Genomic DNA, 17,899 nt, shown 5'->3' on the forward strand with positions numbered 1-17,899 from the left:
GAGCAGCCGTGGGGGCTTTCTTCTTTGAGCGTGAGTGCCGGACCCCCTCCTCCGAATGCTACACCGTCTTTGAAGACGACGAGGAGGTCGGACGCCTGGACATCCACTTCGCCCCCAGCGTGGTGCACGCCAGCCTGTTCGTCCACGAGCGCCTCACCCAAGACGCTATCCAGGAACTGGTGCAGGTGATAGAGGAGGAACTGCTGGACGCCGTGGGCATCGAGCGGGAGGAGGTTGTGCTCCACCTCCACCAGGGGCGTGATCTGGGCGTGCTCACCCTCCCCGATATGGGCGAGGACACCAACCACGGGGAGCGCGCCTAAGGGCTGCACACCCCCAGGCACCGGCACACACTGCCCTCTCGTCCAGGAAAGGCTACCACCGCCCCCGTCAAAGGGCGCCCGGCAGCGGATCTCTCCCCTACCGTCCGGCTATCTTCAGCACCGCCTGCCTCACCGCCTCGTAGTTGGGCTCCTGAACAATGTCCGGCACATACTCCACATAGCGCACCACATCGTCCTTATCCACCACGAACACCGCCCGTGCCAAGAGGCCCGTCTCCTTAATCCGCACCCCGTAGGCCTCCCCAAAGGAGCGGTCGCGAAAGTCCGAGGCAGTGAGCACCTTATCCACCCCGTTGGCCCCACACCATCGGCTCTGAGCGAAGGGCAAATCCATGCTGATGACGGCGATCTGCACATCACCGGGCAGGGTGCCCGCCATCTCGTTGAACTTTTTGGTCTCGGTCGCGCACACCTGGGTGTCCAACGAGGGCACCGACAAAAGCACCTTTACCTTCCCCTGAAAGTCCTTGAGGGAGACGGGCTTGAAACCCTGCCCCACAGCGGTGAAATCGGGGGCTTTCTGCCCCACTTTGATCTCGGGCCCGATGAGGGTAACCGGGTTGCCCCGGGCCTTCACCGCACCAGGACGCTCCACAGGCATGTGCACTCCTCCTTTGGACGCCCCCTTGGGGGGGCGTGCCCTGTTGTGTCTGCCGTGTTGAACTGCCCTTCGCCCTCCCCTGTGCGTGGGCGTGCCCCTGCGTTACAAGCACCCACAGGTATCAGGGCGCTTGGGGCCCCCTCAGCGCCCCCTCCCGCACATAGCGCTGGAACAACTGCCCCCAAGGGGTGCGCAGCGCCTTCTGCACCCGCCGACGGCCGATAAAAGTCCGCCAGAAGCCGTTATAGTAGGCGTTGGAGGCGAAATAGGCCCACGGCACAATGGGCGTGCGCAGAAGCCAGTGTTCCAACGGCTTCAGAGGCCCCCAGTAGATCAGTTTCTGACCACGGCTGGCGAAGGTCTCCTCGGTGGCGCGGAAGCGGAAGTTCACCCCGCTGATATCCGCCCCCACCACCTCAATCTGGCGCGGGTCGCCCACACCCAAACCCGCCTCGTGGGCCAGGCGAATGAACGTGATGGAGAGGGGATCAAACCCCATCAGGCGCGCCGCCACAGCGTCAATGGCCACCTGGTCAGCCGATGCCAGAAGCACATTCTTCACATGCCAGCGCATGGCCCGGGGGCCGGGGCCGTCCCCCGCAAAGGTCCCGTCCATCACCGCAAACAGACCCGCGTGTATCTCCTTTTGAATCACCAGCAGATCCACCAGCGTCTCGTGAATCACCGAGTGGGTCCAGTGGCGCTTGCGGTTAAGAAGCCCCCCAAAGGCGTTCTTCATCGCCCCCGTTATGGTCGTGAACACATGGGTCTTGACGGTGGGCAGGTGGATGATGCTCTTGCCGGGGAAGATGTCGGGAATGGTCAGTCCCTCGGGGAAAATCTTATCCAGCACCAGCAGTTTGCGCTTGGGGGTATAGGGTATCCAGCGCTGGGGCGGGACATCCAGATGCACACTCTTCAGGCCATAGGCGTCCAGCACCCCCTTGTGGCCGTTGCGCACCTCCCCCACGAAGGAGTCCACCACCACCGTCCCGTTTTGGGCGGGGATGAGGTCGCGGTAACCGTCGGCCAGAAGGGTGCAAATGACACCCTCCAGTTGCCAGGGCGTCGTGGAGCACGCCGGATACCAGTGTTGCCAGGAGATGTTGATTTTCAGCAGAACGGGGACGCCCGCCGGCAAGGCCTGGCGGTAATCGGCCAGATGCATCGCCCGCCCCACATCCTCCAGCACCGTCTCGGGACGGGTGAACACCACCGCCACCTTGGGGCGTGCCGAGGGAGCCTGCGAGGTCGACAACACTGCGGGTGCCGATAGGGTCATACCAACCCCCTCCTGCAGGACATCATACCATACCGCCTATCAGGGGCGACCCTCCTGCCCTTGCATCCCCCCCTCCTGGACATCCACCCGTCGGATGGGGCGGGCTGGCATCCCCGCCGCCAGCACCCCCGCCGGGATATCCTTGGTCACCACCGAGCCTGCCCCCGTGGCCGCCCCATCCCCCACCGACACGGGAGCCACCAATAGCGTATCGGAGCCGATGAACGCCCGTGCCCCGATGTGAGTAGGGTGTTTGCGGACACCGTCAAAGTTGCAGGTAATGGTGCCGGCGCCGATGTTGGTTTCGGGACCGATGGTGGCGTCGCCCAGGTAACTGAAGTGCCCACTCTTCACCCCCTGCCCCAGACGGCTGTTCTTCACCTCCACGAAGTTGCCGATATGTACCCCCTTCTCCAGGTAAGTGCCTGGGCGCAGGTGGCTGAAGGGCCCCACATCCGCCCCCTCCTCCAAAGTCGCCCCCTCCAGGAAAGACGCCACCACCACACACCCATCCCCCACCACCGTGTCGCGCAACACCGCATAGGGGCCGATGCGACACCCCCGTCCGATGCGCGTTGCCCCCTGCAGGTGGGTGCCGGGGTAAATCACCGTGTCCTGGCCTATCTCCACCGTAACATCCAAGTAGGTGGTGGCCGGGTCCACGATGCTCACCCCCGCCTGCATCCACCGCCGGCAGAGCCGATAACGCAGAATGCTTTCCGCCTGGGCCAAAGCCTCCCGGTCGTTGACGCCCAGAATCTCCTGCGGCTCATCGGTGCGCACCGCCTCCACCCGCAAGCCCTGGGCGCTGGCCACCTCCACCATGTCCGTCAGGTACAATTCACCCCCCAAGTGGGGGCGCAAATGCTCCAGCAAGGGCAGCATCAAAGCCGTTGTCAGGGCATAAACACCCCCATTCACCTCCCGAATCCGCCGTTGGGCTGGGGAGGCCTCCTTCTCCTCCACGATGCGCACCACCTGCCGACTGCGAGGGGCGCGGACGACGCGCCCCAACCCCCCCACAGGAGGTGGACTGGCGGTGAGGAGGGTGAGGGCGGCGTGTGTGGCCAGGTGGTGGGCCATCATCCGTTGCAGGGTCTCGGGGCGCACCAAAGGTGTATCCCCATACAGGACGAGCAGGAAGGGGAAGCGCCCTTCGACCACAGGACGGGCGCAGGCAAGGGCGTGGCCTGTGCCCCGCGGCTCCCCCTGCACCACCCACTCCACCCCCTCTCCCATCGCCTGGGCGATGGCCTCATACTGGGGGGGCACTACCCCCACCATGGAGTTGATGCCCGCCCCCCGCACAGCCGCCACCACATGGGCCAGCATAGGCCTCCCACACAAGAGATGGAGCACTTTGGGTATGGACGAGCGCATGCGCTTGCCTTGTCCAGCGGCCAAGATGACGGCTCCCCACTGGGACATGGGGCACCTCCCGCGGGCGTGCCACGCCTCGCTTCTCCCTTCATTCTAGCCCACGAGGATAGGGCAGGCCTTTTTCGGGATACGGTGCGTATTGACGCGCTGTATCCAGGCCTTTACACTACCCTGTAGCGTTCCGACGAGGCAGACGTGTCCCTTTCGGTGCATACCCTCTTCCTCCGCTCAGGGCGCAAGGAGGAGCGCTCGCCCTACGGTGTGGTGTTCCCGGGGCGGGGGGCGTGGAAGGGAATGTCCTTCTTCGGGGTGTGCGAAGCCACTGCGGGGGCCCAGGAGGCCCTCTGCGCCTGGGCGTTAGAGGAAATCCAACGCCACCTGGCGCGGAGCCGCTCCTCCCTCACCAAGGGCTTGGAGCAGGCCGTACAAGCCTGCCACCTCTCCCTTGCCCAGGCCCAGGAGGCCCACCCCCCCAACGCCCAAACCGGATTGGGAATCGTGGTGGGCGCACTACGGGGGGACGAGGTAACCCTGGCGTGGGCAGGGCCGGGGCTAGTCTGCCTGAAGGAGGGCCAAACCCTCCACCTCCTCCCCCAGACCGCAGCCAGCCCCATCGGCCAAGGCAAAACGCCCCTGGCCGTTTCCCTCCGCCGCTTCACCTTCCCCCCAGCCCAAGCCCTCCTCGTCTGCCAGAGCCATTTGCGTCGCCTCACCACCTTACAGGGCCTGGAGGTGGTGCTCTCCGCCACCCCCCAACAATCCCTAGATCGCCTCCACGCCCTCCTGCGCGACGACCCCGCCTTCGCCGCTGTCCTGGTGAGCGGCCCCTAGCCCACTAGGGAATAGCCCCCATCCACCACCAGCACCTGCCCCCGCACCATCTCCGCCGCCGGCGAGCACAGGAACAGCACCACCCCCGCAATATCCTCGGGCGTGAGCATGCGCCCCGCCGGGGTGCGCTCCAAGGCCCATCGGCGCATGGCCTCCCGATGGGGGAAGTGCTCCAACGCCTCCGTCTCCACCAATCCCCCAGCCACGGCGTTGACGCGTATCCCCCGCGGGGCCAGTTCCACCGCAAGGTAGCGGGTGATGGCCTCCAACGCCGCCTTGGACACCCCCACGCTGAAGTAGTGGGGCAAAACCCGTTGCGACCCCAGGCTGGTGATGTTCACCACACACGCCCCCGGGGGCATAAGGGGCAGGGCCTCCTTCACCAACAGCCACGGCGCGCGGGCATTCACCCCCAAAACCCACTCCCAATGCTTCTCCTCCAGGTCCATCGCTGGGCGATTGACCCCCGTGGCGGCGTTATTCACCAAGATGTCCAACCGCCCGAAGCGCTCCCGCACGGCCTGCACCAGGGCCTTGACCTGTTGGGGGTCGCCCAGGTGGGCACGCACCCGCAGGCACGGGATACCCCGCTCGGTCAGCAACCCCTCGGTCTGGCGGGCCGCCTCGTGCCCGCGGAAGTAGTTGAACACCACCTGTGCACCCTGCCCCCCGAGGGCCAGGGCGATGGCCCGCCCAATCCCCCGCGACCCACCCGTAACCAGGGCCACCTTGCCCTGCAGAAACCCCGTGCCCACACCCGCCCCACTCACGAGATGACCAGGCCTCCGTCCACGGCGATGACCTGGCCCGTGATGTAGGAGGCCTCCTCGGTGCACAGGAAGCCCGCCAGCGCCGCCACCTCCTCTGCCCGCCCGAAGCGCCCCACGGGAATTCTCTGCAGAATGCGCTCCTTCAGATCCGCCGAAAGGCCTTCCACGATATCCGTGGTAATATAGCCAGGGGCGATGTAGTTCACCGTAATGCCTCGCGAGGCCACCTCTTTGGCCACCGATAGGGTAAGGCCGATAAGGCCCGCTTTAGCGGCGGCGTAGTTCGCCTGGCCAGGGTTGCCACGGATGCCCACCACCGAGCCGATATTCAGGATGCGCCCCCACCGCTTGCGGAGCATCCCCTTCAGCGCCAAACGGGTGCACAGATACGCCCCCCGCAAATCCACCGCTAGCACCCGGTCCCACGCCTCCTCATCCATCCGCACCAGCAGGCTGTCGTGGATAATGCCCGCATTGTTGACCAGAATGTCCACCCCGCCCCAGGTGCTGGTTACTTTCTGGAAACAGGCCTCCACATCGGCGGTGGAGGCCACATCCCCCTGGAGGCACATCCCCTCGCTCCCCACACGGGCGATGGCGTCCACCGTCTCCTGCGCCGCCTGGGTATGGGAGAGGTAGGTGATAGCCACCTTAGCCCCCATGTGAGCCAGGCGCAGGGCGATAGCGCGCCCAATCCCCCGCGACCCCCCTGTAACCAAAGCCACCTTGCCGTCCAGCACACGCTCCATCGGGCTACCTCGGGCGGACAGCGGAGGCGAGGCGGGCCAACTCCTGCTCCATCCCCTCCACCAGGCCCACCTCCACCGCCCGCTTGGCCGTGTGGATGGCGCGGGCGATGGCAGGGGCGCGGGAGCGCCCGTGCCCTACCACCGCCACCCCCCGCACCCCGAACAGCGGCCCTCCCCCGTGGTGCTCCACCACATTCAGCAAGGCGTACACCTCTTGGGCGAGGGCCTCCTGCTGGGGCAGGCGCTGGCGCAGCCAGCCCGCGATGGCCTCCCCCAGCCCCTCCGCCAGTTTCATCACGATGTTCCCCACAAACCCGTCGCACACCACCACCTCCGCTTTGCCGAGAGGCAGGTCGTGCCCCTCAATATTGCCGATGAAGGGCAGACCGCTGGCCTTGAACAGGTCGTAGGCCTCCTTCACCTGGCGGTTGCCCTTCCCCTCCTCTGCCCCCACGCTCAGCAGAGCGATGCGGGGATTCTCCACCCCCATGAAGCGCCGGGCGAAGGCAACCCCCAAGCCCCCAAAGGTTACCAACATCTGGGGGCGGCAGTCCACATGGCTCCCCAGGTCGAGGATAAGGGTGCGGGGAGCAAAGCCCAGGATAGGCCCCCCCAAGGCGGGGCGCTCCACCCCCTCCAGCAGGCCCAGGGCCAAAGTCGCTGCCGCCATCGCCGCCCCCGTTGACCCCATGCTCACAAACCCCTGGGCTATCCCCTGCTTCACCAAGCCGGCACACACGGCCACCGACGCCCGCGGCTTCTGGCGCAAGGCCTGGGCAGGGGGCTCCCCCTCCTGAATGACCCCCTGGGCAGGCACCACCTGCAGGGGCAACCCCCCCACATTCCGTCGGGCCAGTTCCGCCTCCAGAACAGACGCCTCCCCCACCAGGAGCACCGCCACCCCTCCCTGCCGCACCGCCTCCACCGCCCCCGCCACCGTCTCCGGGGGGCCGTAATCACCTCCCATAGCGTCCAAGGCGATGGGCACAAGGGAACGGGTCATTATCCACTCCTTTGCTCGGGGCTTGGGGGGCGCTGACCCCGATAGTCCTGGAAGGGAGCGTCCCGCCACTCCAAGGCCGCCTTCAGGCCCTTCTCCTGCGCCAGGCGATGGAACTCCCGCACAATGGGGGCCTGGTGGCCGATGGCGTCCGTCTCCGCCGCCAGGTATTGCAACAGGGTCCGCCCCATCAGCTCCAGCGCACGGTTACAGATGGCCTTATTAGCCGCCAGCAGTTCCCACGGGATTTTGGCTATCGTCGACGCCAACGCGTTCACCTCCTCCTCCAGGCGGTGGGCGGGCACCGCCTTCCACACCAAACCGATGCGCTCGGCCGTCTTGCCGTCAATGGGGTTGCCCGTCAGAAGCAGATACTTGGCCCACTGGGGACCAACCAGGTATGTCCACATATGGGTGGGGGGCGACCCCATGGAGCGCACCGGGGGAAAGCCGAAGATGGCGTCCTCCGCTGCGATGATTATGTCGCAGTGCAAAGCCAGATCCGTGCCCCCCGCCAGGCAATACCCGTGCACCTGGGCGATGACGGGCTTGGACAGTTCCCAAATTTGCCGCCACCGCTCCACGATGCGGTGCATGCGCTGAATGTCGGTGCGGATGTTGGCGTAGGGGTCCTCCGCCCGCTCGGGAGAGGCGGGGGCAATATCATACCCCGCCGAGAAGGCCCGCCCGTTGGCCTTCAGCACCACCACACGCACCTCCGGGTCGTCCTCCGCCTTCTGCATGGCGTCCACCAGTTCCTCCTGCAGGCGCAGGCTCAAGGCGTTCAGTTTCTCCGGGCGGTTGAGGGTAACATAGGCGATGGCCCCCCGCTTCTCATACAGGATGAACTGGTAAGCCATAGGCACCTCCATTCCCCCTTCTGGGGAGCAACTCGCCTCCTGGACACCATCCCTGGTTACCTTGCCGTTGCCACTAGTATAGGGTGTCCCCGCCCCCCAGGGCAAAGCCCCCTATAATGCAGAAAAAACACCCCAAGGGGGGCCCCCATGCACACCCCGGACTTGGCCTACACCCCGGCGTGGCGCCTGCGGGAGATGATTCTGGCCCGTCAAATCTCCCCGGTGGAGGTAACCCGCTTCTTCCTGCAAAGGATAGAGCGCCTCAACCCCCGCCTGAACGCCTACCTGACAGTAACCGCCCAGGAGGCCCTGGCCCAGGCCCGCCAGGCCGAGGAGAAGGTCATGCGGGGAGAGGCCCTGGGCCTCTTGCACGGCCTGCCCGTCTCGGTCAAAGACCTGATACCCACCCAGGGCATCCGCACCACCTTCGGCTCCCTGGCCTTTCAGACCTACATCCCGACGCAGGACGCCGTGGTGGTGGAGCGGGTGAAGCGGGCGGGGGGCATTATCCTGGGCAAGACCAACACCTCCGAGTTGGGGCTGGGGGCCGAGACCATCAACCGCCTGGGAGGGCCGTGTGGCAACCCCTGGGACCCCTCCCGCACGGCGGGGGGCTCCAGCGGGGGAGCAGCGTCAGCCGTGGCTGCGGGGCTTGGCCCCCTGGCCATCGGGAGCGATGGGGGAGGCTCCATCCGCATCCCCGCTGCCATGTGTGGCGTGTTCGGCTTCAAGCCCTCGCGGGGGCGCATCCCCCGCACCGGGGGCATCGGACGCCCCGTCTCCAACCTCTACTCCCACATCGGCCCCCTCACCTGGACAGTCAAGGACGCCGCCCTGCTGATGCAGGCCCTGTCCGGGTACGATGCGCGGGATGTGTATGCCCTACGGGGTGCAGTGCCTGACTTTCTGGGAGGCTTGGAAGGCGGGGTGCGGGGCCTGCGCATCGCTTGGAGTGCCACCTTGGGCTATGCTGCCGTTGACCCCGAAGTGGAGCAGGTCTGTCGGAGCGCCGCGCAGGTGTTCGGGGATCTGGGTGCAGTGGTGGACGAACCGCCCCTGCGCCTGGAGCATCCCTTCCCCTACTTCCTGCCCTTATACCACGCCATGTGGTTCGCCGCCTACGGCCACCTTCTGGCGGAGCAGGGCGCCCTGCTCGCCCCCGAGACCCGCACCCGCATCGCCCACGGCAGCCAGGTTACTATCCCCCAGTACCTTACCGCCCTGCGCCAGATGGAGCAGATGGCCCAACAGATGGACGACATCCTTGAGCGCTACGACCTCTTGTTGACGCCCACCGTGGCCGTCCCCGCCTTCCCCCACGGCCAGCGCCCCACCCGTATCGCAGGGCAGGAGGTTGACCCCATCTTCGGCTTCTACCCCTTCACCGCTTTGTGCAACATGACGGGGCAACCCGCCGCCAGTGTCCCCTGCGGGTTCTCGCGGGAGGGTCTGCCCATTGGCCTGCACATCATCGGCCGTCGGAACGAGGACACCCTGGTGCTTCGCGCCGCCTACGCCTTGGAGCAAGCCCGCCCCTGGCAGGGGAGGCGCCCCCCGTTGGCCTAGGCCCTACTCGCCCCTATAGACCTCCTCCCCCATGCGGGACTCCTGGATGCGCAGGTACTCGGCCTTGCTCAGCCGAGGGCGGAACTGCGCCTTTATCTCTTTGGCCTTGATCGCCCCGTTGGCCAGCAGGTCTATGACCGTCAGGGCCATCGCCTTGGCGGGATTGACCACCGCCGCCTCATAGTCGTGCACCAGGTAATCGTTGCCGTGGCCAGTGCCGCGCGCGCCCCCCGCATAGGGGTGGATGACGGGCAGGAGGTGGCTCACATCCCCCAAGTCCGTTGACCCGCCCCGGTTGCGGTCGGGCGGGTGCACCACCACCCCCTCCTTCCCCACGACCCGCTGGGCGTTGGTCAAAAAGACCCCCTGCAGGATGGGGTCGTTGAGGAGGGGCAAGTAGCCGGCGATGGAGGTAATGCGCACCGTGGCCCCTACAGCCAGCGCACCCGCCTTGAAACAGCGTTGGGCTTTGGTGTTGGCGTCCTCCAGAGCGTCGTGGGTGCCCGCCCGCACCCGCCACTCCAGGCGCACCTCGGCGGGAACAGAACTCACCGCCACGCCCCCTGCCGTCATAATCCCGTGGCAGCGCACATGGTCTTCGTCTTTGAGGGTCTCCCGCTGGGCGTGCAGGGCCAAAAGGGCAATGTCGGCAGCGTTGAGGGCGTTGATCCCGTTCCAGGGGTATGCCCCTGCGTGGGCTGCCCGCCCCAAAAAGGTTACCAACTTGACGATGTGCCCGTTGCTGGTGCCCCCTACGGCCAGTTTGCCGTCCTCCGGTGCCGAAGTGGTGTGCACCAGCATGGCCATATCCACATCGTCCAGTTCCCCCAGGCGGATAAACTCCTGCTTGCCCCCCAGAAAGCCTATCTTCCCCTCCTGGCGCAGGCGATAGCGGAACTCGGCGTCAATGAACTCCTCGGCAGGGACGATCACCACAGCAATGCGCCCCGCCAGCGCCGAGAGCACCTCCGGGTCGGAGAGGCCGATGAGCGCCCCCAGCACCATCCCCAGCTGGGCGTGGTGCCCGCAGGCGTGGGCCGCCCCCGTGTGAGGGTCCGCATACGGATGGTCCGGGACACGCAACGAGTCCAGTTCCCCCATCAACGCCACCGTCGGGCCTGGCCCCGCCCCACCCTGCAGGTACCCCTTTATGCCCGTTAGGGCGATGCCCGTGCGATGGGGGATGCCCAGACGGGAGAGGGCGTCCGAGACCTTGCGCGCCGTCTTCACCTCGGTATAGCCCGGCTCCGGCTCCCGGAGCACGCTTTGGGCCAAGCCGATGATGGCCTCTCGGTGGTGGTCAATGCGCCGTAGGATGCGGGCCTTCAGGTCGTCCACTGTCAGAGCGGGCATGGCTTTGTCCTAGTTCTCGTAGGTCCGCTCTGAAAACAGGGAGCGCATGAACCGCAGGTATTCGGCCTTTGTCATGCGGGGCTTATGGCGGGCCTTGATCTCCCGCCCCTTGACAGCCCCATCCGCCAGCAGGTCGATGACCGTCCAACACATGGCCTTGGCGGCGGTGATGACGGCGTTGTGGTAGTCCTGCACCAGGTAATCGGCCCCGTGCCCGATGCCTGTGGCGCCCCCGGCGTAGGGGTGAATCACCGGCATCAGATGGCTCACATCCCCCATATCGGTGGAGCCGGTGCGGTGGCCCAGGTGACGGTAGTTCCCCTCCCCCACCAGGGCTACCGCATTGGCGCGGTAGACCTCCGCCAGGTGCGGGTCGGTAATGAGGGGCAGATAGCCGGGCATCGTGGTGATAGTAACCTTCCCGCCCACGGCCAGGGCACCCGCCCGCAAACAGCGGTCCACCTTAGCATTGGCGTCCAGCACCGCCTCCATCGTGCGGGCGCGCACGAAGGTCTCCATACGCACATCGGCGGGGACGGAACTCACCGCCACGCCCCCTTTGGTGATGATGGGGTGGATACGCACCGTATCCTCGTCCTTGAAGGTCTCCCGGTTGGCGTGGATAGCCGCGAGGGCGATCATGGCAGCATTGAGGGCGTTGATGCCCATATGGGGTGCCCCGCCGGCGTGGGCAGCGCGCCCGTGGAACTGGATGAACTTGGCCACGATGCCGTTGTTGGTCCCGCTCATGCTCAACCGCCCCTCCTCGGGGCTCGAGGTGGTATGGGTCATCATGGCCATATCCACATCGTCCAGCTCCCCTAGACGGATGAACTCGGGCTTGCCCCCCAGAAACTCCACCTTCCCTTGCTTGCGCAACTCGTTGCGCCACTCAATCTCAATGTACTCCTCGGCGGGGACGGCGATAAAGGCCACCCGTCCCGCCAGGGCTGGGAGTACCCCCGGGGCCAGAAGCCCCACCGCCACCCCCATCAGCATCCCCAGTTGGGCGTGGTGCCCACAGGCGTGGGCGGCACCCGTTTGGGGATCAGCCTTGGGGTGCTGGGGCACGATAAGGGAGTCCAGTTCCCCCATCACGGCCACCGTCGGCCCGGGGGAACCCCCTGTTACCACCGCCTTCAGTCCGGTCAGGGCGATGCCCGTCTTGGGCGCCAGGCCCACGGAGCGCATGAAGGCCTCCACCTGGCGGGCAGTGCGATGCTCCTTAAAGCCAGGCTCCGGGTGGTCGCCGATGTCCTGGGCGAGGGTGATGAGGCGGTCGGCGGCGCCGTCAATGGCCTCGGCGGCGATGCGCTTCAGGTCGTCGCGGCTCGGCATATAGGCCCTCCCCATATTCAGGGGGATTGTAGCAATCGGCGCACCCTGGGGCAAGGTGGCAGGGCGTTGCCCACCATCCCCTTAGGCGCCCCGCCTTGACACGCATAGGGGAGCGTGGTAATGTTGACTTAGGCTATCGCCAAATATAACAAAGGGACAAGGAGCATGACGACCCAACCCCTCCTCCAGATTGAAGGCCTCCGCGTCGCTGTGGATACCAAGGAAATCCTCAAGGGTGTGGACTTGGCCCTGTACCCGGGCCAGATTCACGCCCTGATGGGGCCGAACGGCTCGGGCAAGAGCACCCTGGCCTACGCCATTATGGGCCACCCTAAGTATCAGGTCACGGCGGGGCGCATCCTCTTGAAGGGGGAGGACATCACCTCCGCCACACCCGATGAGCGTGCCCGCAAGGGGCTGTTCCTGGCCTTCCAGTACCCCGTAGCCATCCCGGGCGTCACCCTGTTCAACCTTCTGCGCACCGCCGGCAAGGCTATTCGGGGCGAGGACCTCCCAGTGGTGCCCTTCCGCCGCCGCATGCGGGAGCAGGCCGCCCTCCTCAAGATGGACGAGGCCTTCCTCCAGCGCTATGTCAACGAGGGCTTCTCGGGGGGCGAGAAGAAGCGGGCCGAAATCCTGCAGATGACCGTCCTCCAGCCCACGGTGGCCGTCCTGGATGAGACGGACTCGGGGCTGGACATTGATGCCCTGAAAGTGGTGGCCGAGGGCATCAACGCCTTCGCCTCCCCCGCCAACGCCATCTTGATGATCACCCACTACCAGCGCATCCTGCGCTACGTGCGCCCCCACATCGTCCACATCCTGGTGGATGGGCGTATCGTTCGCTCGGGTGGGCCCGAGTTGGCCGAGGAACTCGAGGCCAAGGGCTACGAAGGCGTTCTCCAACAGGTCCCCTCCCAAGCATAGAAAGGAGTGCACCATGACCACAACCCGCCCACAGATTGACCTGGGACCCTACAAGTACGGCTTCCGCGACCCCGAAAAATATGTGTACAAGGCCAAGCCCGGCCTCTCCCGCCGGGTGGTGGAGGAAATCTCCGACATCAAGGGCGAACCCCAGTGGATGCGGGAGTTCCGCCTGCGCTCCTTGGAGATTTTCCTCCAGAAGCCCATGCCCACCTGGGGGGCCGACCTGTCCGAAATCAACTTCGACCAGATTCACTACTACGCTCGGCCCGCCGACCGCCCCGGCACCACCTGGGACGAGGTCCCCGAATACATCAAGAAGACCTTTGACCGCCTGGGCATCCCCGAGGCCGAGCGCAAGTTCCTGGCCGGCGTCAGCGCCCAGTACGAGTCCGAGGTGGTCTACCACTCCCTGCGGGAGGACCTGCAGAAGAAAGGCGTCATCTTCGTAGATACCGACACGGCGGTGCGGGAGTATCCCGACCTGGTGCGCCGCTTCTTCGGCACCGTCATCCCCCCCGCCGACAACAAGTTCGCCGCCCTCAACAGCGCCGTGTGGAGCGGCGGCTCCTTCATTTATGTGCCCCCGGGCGTCCGTGTGGAAATCCCCCTGCAGGCCTACTTCCGCATCAACGCCGAGGCCATGGGGCAGTTTGAGCGCACCCTCATCATCGCCGATGAAGGCTCCTTCGTCCACTATGTGGAGGGGTGCACTGCCCCCGTCTACTCCAAAGACTCCCTCCACAGCGCCGTGGTGGAACTCATCGCCATGCGGGGGGCGCGCCTGCGCTACACCACCATCCAGAACTGGTCACTAAACGTCTACAACCTGGTTACCAAGCGGGCCGTCGCCCACGAGGACGCCATCGTGGAGTGGATTGACGCCAACCTGGGCTCCAAAGTAACCATGAAATACCCCTCCGTGTTCCTGATGGGCAAAGGGGCGCGGGGCGACATCCTCTCGGTGGCCTTCGCCGGCCCCGGCCAGCACCAGGACGCCGGGGGCAAAGCCATCCACGTGGCCCCCTACACCTCCTCCACCATCATCAGCAAGTCCATCTCCAAAGGGGGCGGGCGCACCTCTTACCGCGGCCTCTTGAAGATCTACGAGGGGGCCAAAGGGGCCAAGTCCATGGTGCGGTGCGACGCCCTCATCTTGGACCCCTACTCCCGCTCCGACACCTACCCCTACATCGAGGTGGCAGAGGAGGATGTCTCCATCGGCCACGAGGCCACCGTGGCCAAAATCGGCGAGGATCAGCTCTTCTACCTCATGAGCCGGGGCCTCACCGAAAACGAGGCTATGGCTATGGTGGTAAACGGCTTCATTGAACCCTTCACCAAGACCCTGCCCATGGAATACGCTGTGGAGATGAACCGCCTCATTGAACTGCAACTGTCAGGGGCCGTCGGTTAGCCCCGTGTCAGGAGTAGACCTCCATGAGCGATGCCGTCCTGACCGCACGCCGCGCCTCCCCCTTCACCGAGGAGGCGGTGCATCGCCTCTCGGCCCGGTGGGGGGAGCCTTCGTGGGCCGCTCAGGCCCGCCTGGACGCCCTCCATACTTACCTCCAGACCCCTTTCCCCCCTCCCCACCACGAATGGTGGCGCCGGACGGATGTAACCTCCCTGCCCTACGAGTCCTTTTCCCCTGATGGGGGGGCGCCCTCCCGCCCCCGCCTGGGGTTTGCCCGCGCCCTTCTGCGTCGTCCCCAGGAGTATGGGGCCTTGCTGGTGCAGGCGGATGGCCTGACCCTGCGCCACCTGCTCGCCCCCGAGGCGGAGCAGGCGGGAGTCGTTGCGCTCCCCCTCCAGGACGCCCTGCGCCAACGCCCCGACCTGGTGCAGGCCTGGCTCGGCAAGGCCATCGCCCCCTCCGAGAACCGCTTCACCGCCCTGGCCTCCGCCTTCTGCAACGGGGGCGCGGTGGTCTACCTGCCCCGCCACGCCCAGGTGGAACGCCCCATCCACCTCGTCCACATCCTCCGCCGGCCCCACAGCGCCCTGTTCCCCCGCACCCTCATCGTGGCCGAGGAGGGGGCCTCCGCCACCATCGTGGAGGACTACATCCAGGACGGCCAAGAGCCGGTGCTGGCCATCCCCCTTGTGGAACTCCTTTTGGACAGCTCCGCCCAGGTGCGCTACACGGGCGTCCAATCCTTGGGGCCAGAGGCCGTTTACCTGGCCTTCCAGCGGAGCCGTCTGGTGGGGCGGGATGCCTCCCTCCTCACCTACCAGATTCACTTCGGCAGCCGTTTCGTGAAGACGGTGCTGGAGAACCACCTGCAGGGGCAGGGAAGCCGTTCCGACCTGCTGGGCATTCTGTTCGGCGACCAGGCCCAGGTCTTCGACCAGGTAACCCTGCAGGACCACCACTCCCCCCATACCACCAGCGACCTGCTCTACAAAGCAGCCCTCAAGGACACCGCCCGCGCCATCTACTACGGCACGGTGAAGGTGCGCAAGGGAGCCATCAAGACCGACGCCTTCCAGACCAACAAGAACCTGCTCCTGGGCGGGCACCCCAAGGCCGATTCCGTCCCCGTCCTGGAGATTGAGGCCGATGACCTGCGGTGCTCCCACGCCGCCTCTGTTGGCCCCGTGGACGAGGAGCACCTGTTCTACTTGCGCAGCCGGGGCATCCCCCTGGCCGAGGCCCACCGCATCCTGGTAGAGGGCTTCTTTGACCCCCTGGCCCAGCGGGTGCCCACCCCCTGGCTGCGCCAGCGCATCTGGGCGCTTATCCACCAGAAACTCGCCAGCCCCTCTGCTTCCAACGGGAGGTAGCCCATGCCCGAGCGCTGGGTTGCCGTCGCCTCGGTGCGCGATGTGCCTCCCGGCACCGTGCGGGTGGTGCGCGCCGGGGGCGAATCCCTGGCCCTGTGCAACGTGAACGGGCAGTTCTACGCCGTGCAAAACCTCTGCACCCACGACGGCGGCCCCCTAGGGGAGGGGGAACTGGTAGGCTACGCCGTGGAGTGCCCGCGGCACGGTGCCCGTTTTGATGTGCGCACCGGGACGGTGCTGGCTCTTCCTGCCGTGCGCCCCATCCGCACCTACAAAACCCGCGTCCAGGGGGAGACGATTGAAGTCGCCCTCCCCACCTGACAAGGAGGGACGATGCTCGACCTCCACGCCATCCGCCGCGACTTCCCTGTGCTCCAACGCACGGTGCACGGTCGGCCCCTGGTCTACCTGGACAACGCCGCCACCTCCCAGAAACCCCGTCAGGTGATTCAGGCCCTGGTGGCCTACTACGAAGGCTACAACGCCAATGTGCACCGCGCCGTCCACACCCTGGGCGAGGAGGCCACCCAGCGCTTTGAGGAGGCCCGCCAAAAGGTGGCCGACTTCATCCACGCCCCCTCCTTGGAGTGCATCCTCTGGACACGCAACACCACCGAGGCCATCAACCTGGTAGCCACCGCCTGGGCACTCCCCACCCTGAAGCCCGGCGACGAGGTGCTCACCAGCGCTATGGAGCACCACTCCAACCTGGTGCCCTGGCAGAAGGTTTGTGCCCAGACAGGTGCCACCTTGCGCATTATCCCCCTTACCCCCCAGGGCCTGCTGGACATGGACGCCTTCCAGCGCATGCTCTCCCCGCGGGTGCGCCTGGTGGCTATCACCCACATGTCCAACGTGCTAGGGAGCATCGTGCCCGTGGCCGAGGTGGCCCGCCTGGCCCACAGTGTGGGGGCCGTCGTGCTGGTGGATGGTGCCCAGAGCGTCCCCCACATGCCCGTCGACGTGCAGGCCATAGACTGCGACTTCTTGGCCTTCTCCGCCCACAAGATGCTGGGGCCAACGGGCATCGGGGTGCTCTACGGCAAACTCCCGCTTCTGGAGGCGATGGAGCCGTTCCTGCTGGGCGGGGAGATGGTGCGGGAGGTTACCTACGAGCGAGCCACCTGGAAGGCCCCGCCCTTCAAGTATGAGGCGGGCACCCCCAACATCGCCGACGCCATCGCCTTCGGAGTGGCCATTGACTACCTGAAAGGGCTGGGGATGGAGCACATCCGCCAGCACGAAATCGCCCTCACCCGCTATGCCCTGCGCCGTTTCGCCGAGCTGGAGGAGTTCCAGGTGTTCGGCCCCCCCTCCGCTGAGCAGAGGGGTGGGGTCATCTCCTTCTGCCATCCCCACATCCATCCCCACGACCTGGGCACCTTCCTGGACCGCTTCGGCATCGCCATCCGCGCCGGGCACCACTGCGCCATGCCCTTGGTGCGCTCCCTAGGCGTGGTCGCCACCGCCCGCGCCAGTTTCTACCTCTACAACACCGAGGAGGAAGTGGACATCCTCATCGATGCCCTGCGCCAGGCCTTGCGCTTCTTCGGACGAGTGCGGACGCCTCGCTAGACGCCCATGACCCAGGACTTTTCCACCGCCTTCCCCCTGGACGAACTGGACGACCTCTACCGCGAGGTGATTCTGGACCACTACCGTAGCCCCCGCAACCGCACCCCCCTGCCCCGCCCCGACATCGCCAGCGAGGGGCAGAACCCCTACTGCGGGGACGAGGTATCCGTCCAGATGGCCCTGGAGGGGGAGCGCATCGCCCAGGTGGGGATTGTGGGACGGGGGTGCTCCATCTCCCAAGCGTCGGCGTCTATGATGGGGGAACTGCTCAAGGGCAAGACCCTGGCCGATGCCCTGCGCCTCTCCCGGCGGGTGCGGGACATGCTCCACGGAAAAGCCCTCTCCCCCCAGGAGCTGGAGGAGTTGGGCGACCTGGAGGCCCTGCGGGGAGTAAGCAAGTTCCCCGTGCGCATCAAGTGCGCCCTCCTGGCCTGGACGACTTTGGAAGAGGGTATCGCCGACTGGCAGAAGCGGAGGGGCTAACCACTATCCCCCTCCCCATCGGGATCAGGATAGGCACGAACAATCCAGACAAC

At 66.1% G+C, this 17,899-nt stretch carries 18 protein-coding genes and 1 pseudogene; 9 read left to right on the top strand and 10 right to left on the bottom strand.

The genetic code is table 11. The annotated features are described in order from the left end of the window. The first annotated feature begins 8 nt into the window (after positions 1-8). On the top strand, positions 9-323 hold the full coding sequence (locus tag NZ951_05335; protein MCS7207342.1) for a hypothetical protein: 315 nt from the start codon (positions 9-11) through the stop codon (positions 321-323). 97 nt (positions 324-420) lie between these two features. Here NZ951_05335 and tpx read toward each other — a convergent pair whose 3' ends face one another. From tpx to glmU, 4 genes and pseudogenes are all read right to left on the bottom strand, one after another. After that, positions 421-945 (bottom strand): thiol peroxidase, encoded by a 525-nt coding sequence (gene tpx / locus NZ951_05340; GenBank protein MCS7207343.1) that lies wholly within the window; start codon positions 943-945, stop codon positions 421-423. Positions 946-1,066: 121 nt separating this feature from the next. After that, positions 1,067-2,227 carry a DUF362 domain-containing protein gene (locus NZ951_05345; GenBank protein ID MCS7207344.1) on the bottom strand — a complete coding sequence of 387 codons (1,161 nt, stop codon included), beginning with the start codon at positions 2,225-2,227 and terminating at the stop codon, positions 1,067-1,069. Positions 2,228-2,249: 22 nt separating this feature from the next. After that, positions 2,250-2,432: a hypothetical protein gene (locus NZ951_05350; GenBank protein MCS7207345.1), complete on the bottom strand. Its 183-nt coding sequence runs from the start codon at positions 2,430-2,432 to the stop codon at positions 2,250-2,252. Continuing rightward, positions 2,399-3,655 (bottom strand): annotated as a pseudogene (glmU, locus tag NZ951_05355) (bifunctional UDP-N-acetylglucosamine diphosphorylase/glucosamine-1-phosphate N-acetyltransferase GlmU). Before glmU ends, NZ951_05350 begins: the two are co-directional and overlap by 34 nt. Positions 3,656-3,802: 147 nt before the next feature. Here glmU and NZ951_05360 point away from each other — a divergent pair. Continuing rightward, positions 3,803-4,438 (top strand): hypothetical protein, encoded by a 636-nt coding sequence (locus NZ951_05360; GenBank protein MCS7207346.1) that lies wholly within the window; start codon positions 3,803-3,805, stop codon positions 4,436-4,438. Here NZ951_05360 and fabL read toward each other — a convergent pair. The 4 genes from fabL to NZ951_05380 are packed head-to-tail and all read right to left on the bottom strand — an operon-like array spanning position 4,435 to position 7,817. Next, positions 4,435-5,178: an enoyl-[acyl-carrier-protein] reductase FabL gene (fabL, locus tag NZ951_05365; GenBank protein ID MCS7207347.1), complete on the bottom strand. Its 744-nt coding sequence runs from the start codon at positions 5,176-5,178 to the stop codon at positions 4,435-4,437. The genes NZ951_05360 and fabL overlap by 4 nt on opposite strands. Positions 5,179-5,204: 26 nt before the next feature. Next, positions 5,205-5,957 (bottom strand): 3-oxoacyl-[acyl-carrier-protein] reductase, encoded by a 753-nt coding sequence (gene fabG / locus NZ951_05370; protein ID MCS7207348.1) that lies wholly within the window; start codon positions 5,955-5,957, stop codon positions 5,205-5,207. A 4-nt stretch (positions 5,958-5,961) separates the two neighbouring features. Beyond that, positions 5,962-6,960, bottom strand: coding sequence for a phosphate acyltransferase PlsX (gene plsX / locus NZ951_05375; GenBank protein MCS7207349.1), 999 nt, complete (start codon positions 6,958-6,960; stop codon positions 5,962-5,964). Then, complete coding sequence (locus tag NZ951_05380; protein MCS7207350.1) at positions 6,960-7,817, bottom strand: enoyl-CoA hydratase-related protein; 858 nt, start codon at positions 7,815-7,817, stop codon at positions 6,960-6,962. The genes plsX and NZ951_05380 overlap by 1 nt, the downstream gene beginning before the upstream one ends. Positions 7,818-7,964: 147 nt before the next feature. On the opposite strand from NZ951_05380, the gene NZ951_05385 reads away from it, so the two are divergent. Next, positions 7,965-9,383: an amidase gene (locus NZ951_05385; GenBank protein ID MCS7207351.1), complete on the top strand. Its 1,419-nt coding sequence runs from the start codon at positions 7,965-7,967 to the stop codon at positions 9,381-9,383. Positions 9,384-9,386: 3 nt separating this feature from the next. Here NZ951_05385 and NZ951_05390 read toward each other — a convergent pair whose 3' ends face one another. Both NZ951_05390 and NZ951_05395 read right to left on the bottom strand, forming a co-directional pair. Further along, on the bottom strand, positions 9,387-10,736 hold the full coding sequence (locus tag NZ951_05390; GenBank protein ID MCS7207352.1) for an amidohydrolase: 1,350 nt from the start codon (positions 10,734-10,736) through the stop codon (positions 9,387-9,389). 9 nt (positions 10,737-10,745) lie between these two features. Beyond that, complete coding sequence (locus NZ951_05395) at positions 10,746-12,074, bottom strand: amidohydrolase (protein MCS7207353.1); 1,329 nt, start codon at positions 12,072-12,074, stop codon at positions 10,746-10,748. Positions 12,075-12,239: 165 nt separating this feature from the next. On the opposite strand from NZ951_05395, the gene sufC reads away from it, so the two are divergent. Genes sufC through NZ951_05425 form a run of 6 tightly spaced genes read left to right on the top strand, consistent with a single transcriptional unit; the run spans position 12,240 to position 17,846 of the window. After that, positions 12,240-13,001 carry a Fe-S cluster assembly ATPase SufC gene (gene sufC / locus NZ951_05400; protein ID MCS7207354.1) on the top strand — a complete coding sequence of 254 codons (762 nt, stop codon included), beginning with the start codon at positions 12,240-12,242 and terminating at the stop codon, positions 12,999-13,001. Between the two features lie 13 nt (positions 13,002-13,014). Continuing rightward, on the top strand, positions 13,015-14,418 hold the full coding sequence (gene sufB, locus NZ951_05405) for a Fe-S cluster assembly protein SufB (protein MCS7207355.1): 1,404 nt from the start codon (positions 13,015-13,017) through the stop codon (positions 14,416-14,418). Between the two features lie 23 nt (positions 14,419-14,441). Further along, positions 14,442-15,788 carry a Fe-S cluster assembly protein SufD gene (gene sufD / locus NZ951_05410; protein ID MCS7207356.1) on the top strand — a complete coding sequence of 449 codons (1,347 nt, stop codon included), beginning with the start codon at positions 14,442-14,444 and terminating at the stop codon, positions 15,786-15,788. Between the two features lie 3 nt (positions 15,789-15,791). Then, complete coding sequence (locus tag NZ951_05415) at positions 15,792-16,109, top strand: non-heme iron oxygenase ferredoxin subunit (protein ID MCS7207357.1); 318 nt, start codon at positions 15,792-15,794, stop codon at positions 16,107-16,109. 12 nt (positions 16,110-16,121) lie between these two features. Continuing rightward, positions 16,122-17,363, top strand: a complete 1,242-nt coding sequence (locus tag NZ951_05420) for a cysteine desulfurase (GenBank protein MCS7207358.1) — start codon at positions 16,122-16,124, stop codon at positions 17,361-17,363. Positions 17,364-17,369: 6 nt separating this feature from the next. Next, entirely contained in the window at positions 17,370-17,846 is a 477-nt protein-coding gene (locus tag NZ951_05425) for an SUF system NifU family Fe-S cluster assembly protein (GenBank protein MCS7207359.1), read from the top strand. Positions 17,847-17,899 lie beyond the last annotated feature (53 nt).

The organism is Dehalococcoidia bacterium (genome assembly GCA_025060295.1).
Lineage (GTDB): Bacteria > Chloroflexota > Dehalococcoidia > Lucifugimonadales > HRBIN23 > HRBIN23.

What these genes read in the sequence shown, in the direction of transcription:
- tpx (MCS7207343.1), bottom strand. Translation starts at nt 945, where the DNA reads ATGCCTGTGGAGCGTCCTGGTGCGGTGAAGGCCCGGGGCAACCCGGTT.
- NZ951_05345 (MCS7207344.1), bottom strand. Translation starts at nt 2,227, where the DNA reads ATGACCCTATCGGCACCCGCAGTGTTGTCGACCTCGCAGGCTCCCTCG.
- fabG (MCS7207348.1), bottom strand. Translation starts at nt 5,957, where the DNA reads ATGGAGCGTGTGCTGGACGGCAAGGTGGCTTTGGTTACAGGGGGGTCG.
- plsX (MCS7207349.1), bottom strand. Translation starts at nt 6,960, where the DNA reads ATGACCCGTTCCCTTGTGCCCATCGCCTTGGACGCTATGGGAGGTGAT.
- NZ951_05380 (MCS7207350.1), bottom strand. Translation starts at nt 7,817, where the DNA reads ATGGCTTACCAGTTCATCCTGTATGAGAAGCGGGGGGCCATCGCCTAT.
- NZ951_05385 (MCS7207351.1), top strand. Translation starts at nt 7,965, where the DNA reads ATGCACACCCCGGACTTGGCCTACACCCCGGCGTGGCGCCTGCGGGAG.
- NZ951_05390 (MCS7207352.1), bottom strand. Translation starts at nt 10,736, where the DNA reads ATGCCCGCTCTGACAGTGGACGACCTGAAGGCCCGCATCCTACGGCGC.
- NZ951_05395 (MCS7207353.1), bottom strand. Translation starts at nt 12,074, where the DNA reads ATGCCGAGCCGCGACGACCTGAAGCGCATCGCCGCCGAGGCCATTGAC.
- sufC (MCS7207354.1), top strand. Translation starts at nt 12,240, where the DNA reads ATGACGACCCAACCCCTCCTCCAGATTGAAGGCCTCCGCGTCGCTGTG.
- sufB (MCS7207355.1), top strand. Translation starts at nt 13,015, where the DNA reads ATGACCACAACCCGCCCACAGATTGACCTGGGACCCTACAAGTACGGC.
- sufD (MCS7207356.1), top strand. Translation starts at nt 14,442, where the DNA reads ATGAGCGATGCCGTCCTGACCGCACGCCGCGCCTCCCCCTTCACCGAG.
- NZ951_05415 (MCS7207357.1), top strand. Translation starts at nt 15,792, where the DNA reads ATGCCCGAGCGCTGGGTTGCCGTCGCCTCGGTGCGCGATGTGCCTCCC.
- NZ951_05420 (MCS7207358.1), top strand. Translation starts at nt 16,122, where the DNA reads ATGCTCGACCTCCACGCCATCCGCCGCGACTTCCCTGTGCTCCAACGC.
- NZ951_05425 (MCS7207359.1), top strand. Translation starts at nt 17,370, where the DNA reads ATGACCCAGGACTTTTCCACCGCCTTCCCCCTGGACGAACTGGACGAC.